The sequence below is a fragment of the Vibrio fujianensis genome, assembly GCF_002749895.1.
Taxonomy (GTDB): domain Bacteria; phylum Pseudomonadota; class Gammaproteobacteria; order Enterobacterales; family Vibrionaceae; genus Vibrio; species Vibrio fujianensis.
In genome coordinates this window covers 103,021-104,158 of sequence record NZ_NBUS01000037.1, presented here as the reverse complement: position 1 = coordinate 104,158, position 1,138 = coordinate 103,021, and the positions used below count along the sequence as shown (strand labels likewise).

Here is a 1,138-nt window from a genome sequence, read left to right as displayed (position 1 = left end):
CGGGCTAGGTGGCTCACAGATGCTAGTGTCTAGCGTCATACTGGCGAGTGGCTTGTGGGTATACGGTTTCCCTTGGTCTGTGAGTCTTTGTATTGGGCTGATCCTCGCTCAATCATCGACCGCAATCGCACTGCGTACCATTGATGAAATGCGTTTAACCTTGAGTGACACAGGACGCACGGTCTTTGCCGTCTCTTTATTTCAAGACTTAGCGGTTATACCCACCTTAGCTTTAGTCACCATATTTTCAGGGCAACAAACCGGCGAAAGCCTACCATTAGTTTGGATGTTAACGGGGGTAATTGGGCTATTAATCGCAGGACATTTTTTATTACAGCCTTTATTTCGTTGGGTCGTCAATAGTCAAGTGCGCGAACTATTTACCGTCGCTTCGCTATTGTTAGTGATAGCGATGGCCTTATTGATGGAAAAGCTCGGTTTATCAATGGCATTAGGCGCTTTTTTAGCGGGCATGCTACTGGCTGAAAGTGAATTTCGTCATGAGCTCAGCACAGCAATTGAGCCTTTCAAAGGCTTGCTCTTGGGGTTATTTTTTATCGCGGTGGGGATGTCGGTGAATATGACCCTTTTATGGCAAGAGTGGTGGCTGGTTGGTCTACTGGTGACGGGGCTAATCAGTATCAAAATGACGATCATGTATGGTTTAGCTCGAATGGCTAAAGTACGTTCTAAAGCGCGTAGCCGTAGTGCTTTAATCTTAAGTCAAGGTGGAGAAATTGGTTTTGTGATTTTAACATCAGCTACGGAGGGGGCTTTATTAACGGCTGATCAATCAGCATTACTGATTTTAGTGATCAGTGTCTCGATGATGACAACCCCATTGCTGCTCAAACTCCAAACCTTTTACTATCATCAGACCTTAAATGGCCCGGAAGAAGAGCCAGAGAGCACGATTGATAACCAGACTCCGCAAGTTATTGTGGCCGGTTTTGGCCGCTTTGGTCAGATTGTGGGTCGATTAATGTATGCCAATAAAATTAAAATCACTGTATTAGAGAATGATGCCAGTCAAATCAAACTACTACGCAAGTACGGTTATAAGGTGTTCTATGGAGATGCAACTCATCTAGAACTACTGCGTTCGGCAGGGGCAGAACAAGCACAGGCGATAGTAATT

Annotated in this window: 1 protein-coding gene; it reads left to right on the top strand. The window is 45.1% G+C overall.

Going from position 1 to position 1,138, the window contains the following annotated elements:
• On the top strand, nt 1-1,138 hold a 1,138-nt coding region (locus B7C60_RS17735), incomplete at both ends, for a cation:proton antiporter domain-containing protein (RefSeq protein ID WP_245868492.1).